The 6,133-nt window shown below is 60.1% G+C and carries 4 protein-coding genes and 1 pseudogene; 4 read left to right on the forward strand and 1 reads right to left on the reverse strand.

Annotated features, from left to right (window positions below):
* Window positions 1-534 precede the first annotated feature (534 nt).
* From AB4Y99_RS24425 to AB4Y99_RS24435, 3 genes are all read left to right on the forward strand, one after another.
* Window positions 535-1,431 carry an alpha/beta fold hydrolase gene (locus AB4Y99_RS24425; RefSeq protein WP_441525141.1) on the forward strand — a complete coding sequence of 299 codons (897 nt, stop codon included), beginning with the start codon at window positions 535-537 and terminating at the stop codon, window positions 1,429-1,431.
* A gap of 236 nt (window positions 1,432-1,667) precedes the next feature.
* Complete coding sequence (locus AB4Y99_RS24430) at window positions 1,668-3,311, forward strand: MFS transporter (protein ID WP_441525142.1); 1,644 nt, start codon at window positions 1,668-1,670, stop codon at window positions 3,309-3,311.
* Window positions 3,308-4,447 carry an HlyD family secretion protein gene (locus tag AB4Y99_RS24435; protein WP_441525143.1) on the forward strand — a complete coding sequence of 380 codons (1,140 nt, stop codon included), beginning with the start codon at window positions 3,308-3,310 and terminating at the stop codon, window positions 4,445-4,447. Before AB4Y99_RS24430 ends, AB4Y99_RS24435 begins: the two co-directional genes overlap by 4 nt.
* Before the next feature lie 116 nt (window positions 4,448-4,563).
* Here the strand turns inward: AB4Y99_RS24435 and AB4Y99_RS24440 are convergent, their stop codons facing one another.
* The gene (locus AB4Y99_RS24440; protein ID WP_441525144.1) at window positions 4,564-4,938 is read right to left on the reverse strand and encodes a response regulator; all 375 of its coding nucleotides are present in this window, start codon (window positions 4,936-4,938) and stop codon (window positions 4,564-4,566) included.
* 812 nt (window positions 4,939-5,750) lie between these two features.
* On the opposite strand from AB4Y99_RS24440, the pseudogene AB4Y99_RS24445 reads away from it, so the two are divergent.
* Window positions 5,751-6,133 (forward strand): annotated as a pseudogene (locus AB4Y99_RS24445) (hypothetical protein); the annotation flags it as partial.

Consider the following 6,133-nt stretch of genomic DNA (forward strand, 5'->3'; position numbering starts at 1 on the left):
TTCTTGAACCGGTACGGTTGAACAAAGCGGGAGCGGGCGAGGTCTTCATCTGTGATGACGCCCGGGTCAAAGCCGATCAACGACAGGAACCGCACGCCCAACTCGGCAAGGGCCTCGGCGACAGGTTCACCCTTGAGGTTTAGATCACCTCCACCCGCCGTCCGGGACCTAAGCCCCACTCCTTCCATCACGATGTCGACTGGACGAAACCGAGCCGTGAACTTCGACGCACCTACGATAGGGATGTCCCCATCAGGCTAAATGACTGGCAGGCGGCCGTCGCTCAGCCTCCCGCCGAAAACTGACAAGGCAATACGCACGTATAATGGCCAGAGAATGATTCCATGAGCAAATTGCCACGACTCGGCCGATGATGAAGCTCATCATGAGTGGCCTATTGTATAACAGTTCGATTTCGACCTGAGAATTATTTTCAACTTCTAGTTTGACTAAATAGATTTTAGAGTATCGACGCACATCACTCAATCTTATTTCCATGCATGTCGTCGCGCAATACTATAAGGACAAACAATCATGACTGACGACGCAAATTACGGCCCTGCCCAGCCCGCTTTCAGGGAGCACCGCATCGCTCGCGGCGAAGGTAGCCTTTATGTCCGCGAATTTGCCGGCACGGACCCCGCATTTGTCATGATGCACGGGTTTCCCGACAATTTGCACATTTACGACTATCTGGTTCCCCACCTCGTCGCTGCCGGGCGGCGTGTTGTCACGTTCGATTTCCTGGGGTTTGGTCAGTCTGACAAGCCGGCTGGCGCCGGCTACAGTTTCGAGCAGCAGCTCGGCGACTTGAAGGCGGTCGTCGTGGGCCTGGGTTTGGGCAAAATCGTGCCCGTCGTTCATGACTCTGCTGGTGCGGCGGGGATCAACTTCGCAATCGATTACCCGGAGAGCACAGAGTCCCTCGTCATCCTGAACTGCGGTTTCTCGGACACGGTCCCGRTCCATTGGCCTGAGCTGATTGAGCTTTTCGCGACCACTAGCCTGAAGGCGGTCACAACCGCCCTGTTGCGAAATCCCACGCAGTTCGGCTGGGTGATCAACCTCCAACGCGAGCTGTTCAAGAACAGTCTCCCCGACAAATACAGGGAACGCTACGACGCGTTCCTGGGCAAGGTCATCGACGGGAACTTCCGTAGCCAGCCCAGTTCCGGGCCGGCATTCGCGCAGATGACGGGAGAGTTCTTTGCGGAGCTGGGGAGGAACGCCACCCGCATTCCCAAACTGGAGGCGCTCGACATAAAGGCCAAAATCATCTGGGGYGAATTTGACCCCTACATCAAGGCCAGCGTGGCGGAGCATTTCCATGCTCACATGAAGCACGCGACGCTTGATTTCGTCCCGACTGGCCATTGGTTGCAGATCGATGAGCCAGAATTGGTCGCGAAGCTGATGCTCGCCGGCGGCTAGCCCGGATCCGTCGATGGGGCAGCCGCTCGACGATTCCGCCCTGACGATCCCAAGCAAAATACGGCAGCTTACATCAATGTATAGTTCCCATTCCAAAAAGAAAAATATCATGATTGGCCAGAAAAATGGCGAAACCGTCCTCAGTATTAAGCTTTGACAATTCGCGGCCAAATGCCATTGGGAGTCAGAACGTGCCTAGGGCGGGCTTGATCGGAGCGCAGAGAGCGGGAACCGCCTTGAGCGACATTGCCGGTCGCCGAGCCGACGAAATCGCCTTGGCGCCAGTCGCGGTTTTCGCTGCCGGCACTCCGGTCTCGCCGCCGGCAGCGATGAGCCGGGACAAGATCGAACTCCTCCTGACCGGACTCGCCGGCTCCTTCCTGGTGAATCTGTCGGCACAGTTCATCCCGACCAACATCGCCGATCTCCAGGGAGGGCTTGGCGCGACGCCGGATGAGGCATCCTGGGTTGCGACAGTCTACACGATGACGAGCTTCGCCGGCATCATCATGTCGGGAACGCTGATCAAGACGTTCGGCCTCGGCCGCTACATGGCCAGCAACGCGATCATATTCGCGCTCACCGCGCTTGCCTGCGCGATGACGCCGACATTGCCGTACGTCATCGGGTTGCGTGCGGTGCAGGGTCTGGCAGCCGGCTCGTTCGGTCCGATCGCATTCGTCTCCGTTTTCATGACCATGACCGGGCCGCGCCTGCCCTTCGGCATGACGATTCTCGCCTTCGTGCTGCTGTTTCCAACCACCATCGGCCCGATTGTCTCGGGCTTCGCCGAGACCATTCTGGGATGGGAGGGGCTTTTCGTCGTGCAGGCGATCTTCGGCGCCATGCTGATAGGCGCTGCGCTGACCTTCATCCCGCGACCGCCCGTGAACTGGCAGGGCCTGAAGGCCGACTGGGCCGCCATCGGCCTGCTTTCCACTGCCCTGGCCTTGGCTATCTTGGTGCTGAACCAGGGGACCCGCCGCTTCTGGTTCGAGAACGACATGATCGTTTGGTGCACGGCCGCCGGCGTCGCCGCCTGGGCCGGTTTCATCTTCGTGCTCACATTCTCTCCGCTGCCCCTGATCGCGCCAAGCCTGTTGCTGAACCGGAAGTTTGGGATCCCGATCACCCTCAATCTTGTCTTCCGCTCAGGCTTCGTCGTCACGACCTATCTCGTCCCGCAATTCCTGGGCATCGTACAGGGCTATCGGCCGCTGGAACTCGCCAATCTCCTGCTCTGGCTGGCCATGCCGCAACTCATTGCGCTGCCGGTTGCCTGGTGGCTGCTGCACCGGCTCGACGGGCGGCTGGTGATGGGAGCGGGTCTCCTCCTGTGCGGTGCCGGAACATTCTTGCTCGTCAATGGCACCAGCCTCTACGCCGCCGACCAATTCCGACTGACACTCGTGGTCTTCGGCATCGGTCAGCTTCTGTTTCTGGTTCCGGATCTGCTGATCGGCGGCGGGTCTCTCAAGCCGGCAGATCTGCCGACAGCCTCCTTGGCCTTCAACATGACGACGCTGGGCGGAACGACGCTTGGCGTGGCGCTCGTGTCAAATCTGGTAACCGAACGGCAGAAGTTCCATTCGAACGTCATTACCGACGCGGTCTCTCTCTACAGCACGCTCGACTCGGATCGGGTCGCGGCCGTGGTGGGAGCGTTCGGCAATCGCCTGGTGGACGATGCGCAGGCGACGGCTCGAGCCGTCGGTTTCCTGGCGAATCTTGTCCGCCGCGAGGCGTGGGTGCTGTCGTTCAACGACGCGTTTCTGGTGGTCGCCGTCACGCTCGCCGTCAGTGCGATCGGGGTGATCGCGATTGGTCGCTGCCCCCCTCTCTCACGTCACGAAGCCACTCAGCTGGAACCGCCGCCATGAAGCTCGTCACGGCCTCCCTTGCCGGCCTCGCCGTCTCGGCTGGCGTCTTCGCCGTGGCCGCCACCACGGTCGTTCCGGCACGCCTGATGGCCAGCTGGACCTCGAATGCGACCGATAACGCCTATGTCCGTGGAGACCTCACGCCGCTAAGTCCCAAGATTGCGGGATACATAGTCGCCGTCGGCATCAGCGACAATCAGGCCGTGAAGGCCGGCGATATCCTGTTTCGGATCGATGACGCCGACTACCGCGCGCGGGTTGAGCAGGCGCGCGCGACGCTGGACGGGAGGCGGGCAGCCGTCGGAAACCTCGACAGTCGGCTCGACCTGCAGCGCTCCGTCATTCAGCAGATGACGGCGGCCCTCCAGGGCGCCGATGCCGCATCCGATCGACTGAAGCGCGATCTTCACCGCGCGAACGATCTTTCGAGCCAAGGCTGGGCTTCCAAGGCTCGGGAGGACCAGGCCCAGGCAGATAGCCTGCAAGCAGACGCCAAGGTGGCGGAAGCGAAGGCGAACCTCGCCGCAGCGCAGAGCCAGATCCGCGTGCTCGAAAGCCAGCGACCACAGTTGATCGCGGATATCGAAGCGGGCGGCGCAGCGCTTCGGCTCGCGGCGATCGATCTCGAGAGCACCGTCATCCGCTCGCCAGCTGATGGCTGGGTCGGCGAGCGGCAGGCTCGCATCGGTCAATATGTGAGGGCGGGAACGCTGCTCGTCGCTTTCATCGCCCGGGACGTTTGGGTCGTGGCGAACTTCAAGGAAACCCAGTTGCCGGGCATCACGCCCGGCGCACTTGCCAGCATCTTCATCGATGGAGCTCCCGGCGTCGAATTCGTCGGTCATATCGAGAGTCTTTCGCCAGCCAGCGGTGCGCAATTCGCCCTCCTGCCTCCCGACAATGCGACGGGCAATTTCACGCGGATCGTTCAGCGAATCCCGGTTCGCGTGGCATTCGCGACGGGGCAAAGCGGCATGACCGCCCTGCGTCCTGGCATGTCGGCGATCGTCAGTCTCAAGGGCGGCGCGCCGGCTTCGAACTCCGACGTCCATGCGGCAGCCAACCGGGAGTCGGCAAGATCATTGGATGCCCGCCATTCCCGAACGAACGGCAGTGGCGGGTGCTGCAGCCCATGACGCTTACATTGCCTGATGACCAAGATACGCGGCGACGGTCTCATCCGTGAACGGCGACGTTTGTGCCGCCCCATAGACATCGGCTGCGCCGATGAGCGGCTTTCTGTCGAACCAGGCTATGAAAGCGGTCCCAGCGCCTTTCCGAACAGCTCGATCAGATCGCAGTCGTCAATGGGCTTGTTCAGACAGGCGAGCGCGCCGGCTTCAATGGCCCGTCGCGCGATTCCCGGGCGAACTAGGCCGGTGATCAAGATGACCGGCGTCAGTTCTCCGTTACGCCGGATCTCCTGCAGGAGATCGAGGCCAGTAAGGCCCGCCATCTGGAAATCGGTGATCAGGAGAGCGACCTCGACGTCGCGAGCGCGTAGAAGATAATCGCTGGCCGATGCATAAGCTCTTGCTGTCAAGCCAAGCGACCTGACCAAATTCTCGATGCTGTCCCGCACTGATCGATCATCATCGACGATGGCTATCAGGGTTCGAGTTCTCACGGCGTGTCCAATCGAGGAACTGACGGACGACGCGTCCGGGAGGCTCAACCTTGTCAGGCAAAGGCTCGGTACGAGCACTACAATCGCGATGGCCCTGCGGATCAGTTGAGGGCGGACACATCGGTTGTTGAATGCGCGCCGGGCGAGCCGCACGGTTTTCATTGTGCGGAGCGGTCCCGATGAACGGCCATCCGCAATATCGGGAGATGCTCCTCAAGCCTGCACCAATCGAAGCGGTGCACAGATCAAATCAACACAACGAAACAAGACATCGGCCGCAACAAACAAGGCGACGATGGGCCGGCGCACGGGAACGACCATACTACCGTCACAGCAGCTTAGGTGACCGAAATCAGGCTGTCTGTAAGACCCAGGTATATTCCCGCCTCGATGTGGGACGTCGAAACCGAGTCGCGCGGGGCACGTCGATGCGCAGGCGCACGTCCAACCCGGGCGGGGATGCCCCGGGATACTCGATCTAAGTCGGAAATGAGCGCCAGGACCGACAGCCGGCCAGTCGGGCTCGTGTTGCTGCCGCTCGGAAATTCGGGCGATCTGCGATCGACCACTGCCGTTTCGAGCCAGTCTGACAGTCATCGCCTGCGCGATCAAGAATTACGACCACCTCAGACAACCTGGATGCAAAGGAATACACCTTCGTATAATTGTAAATTTTCGAAACTGCGAGAAAATCCATAATGTAAATTGCATATGTTCAGCAAATATCTACGTCATAACTTTAGATAATCATCTAAACTTGGTTATATTTCATTTCAACCGCTGTAATTTCGGCGCATCCTGGAGATCCAATCATGAATATGCCGATTTCTCGATACACTGATCTGAGCGAGCGTGAAGGCGAGCAGCTCTTGCCCAATGATACGACAGGCGACAGCGCACCGGCTTCAACAAGGCGCGGAATATTCAAATTCGCAGCGTCGGCGGTGGCTGCCGGCCTGTCGCTCCCGCTGGTAGAAGGAGGACCGGCGCATGCGCAGGAGAAGGCTTCCAGCCTCCCCGACATGCATGGCAACGGCTTCTACCGCTTCGCCGTCGGCAGCTTCAAGGCGACCGTGATATCGGACGGCTATGCGGATATCCCGGCCTGGCCCGGATTTGCCCCCAATGCTGCCGAAACCGACGTCAACAGCCTTCTGGCCGCCAATTTCCTGTCGGCGAACCTACACTTCTCCAA

The organism is Allobosea sp. TAB14 (assembly GCF_052113865.1).
Lineage (GTDB): Bacteria > Pseudomonadota > Alphaproteobacteria > Rhizobiales > Beijerinckiaceae > Allobosea > Allobosea spartocytisi.

Coding starts and splice junctions, on each gene's coding strand:
- AB4Y99_RS24435 (WP_441525143.1), top strand. CDS start 3,308: ATGAAGCTCGTCACGGCCTCCCTTGCCGGCCTCGCCGTCTCGGCTGGC.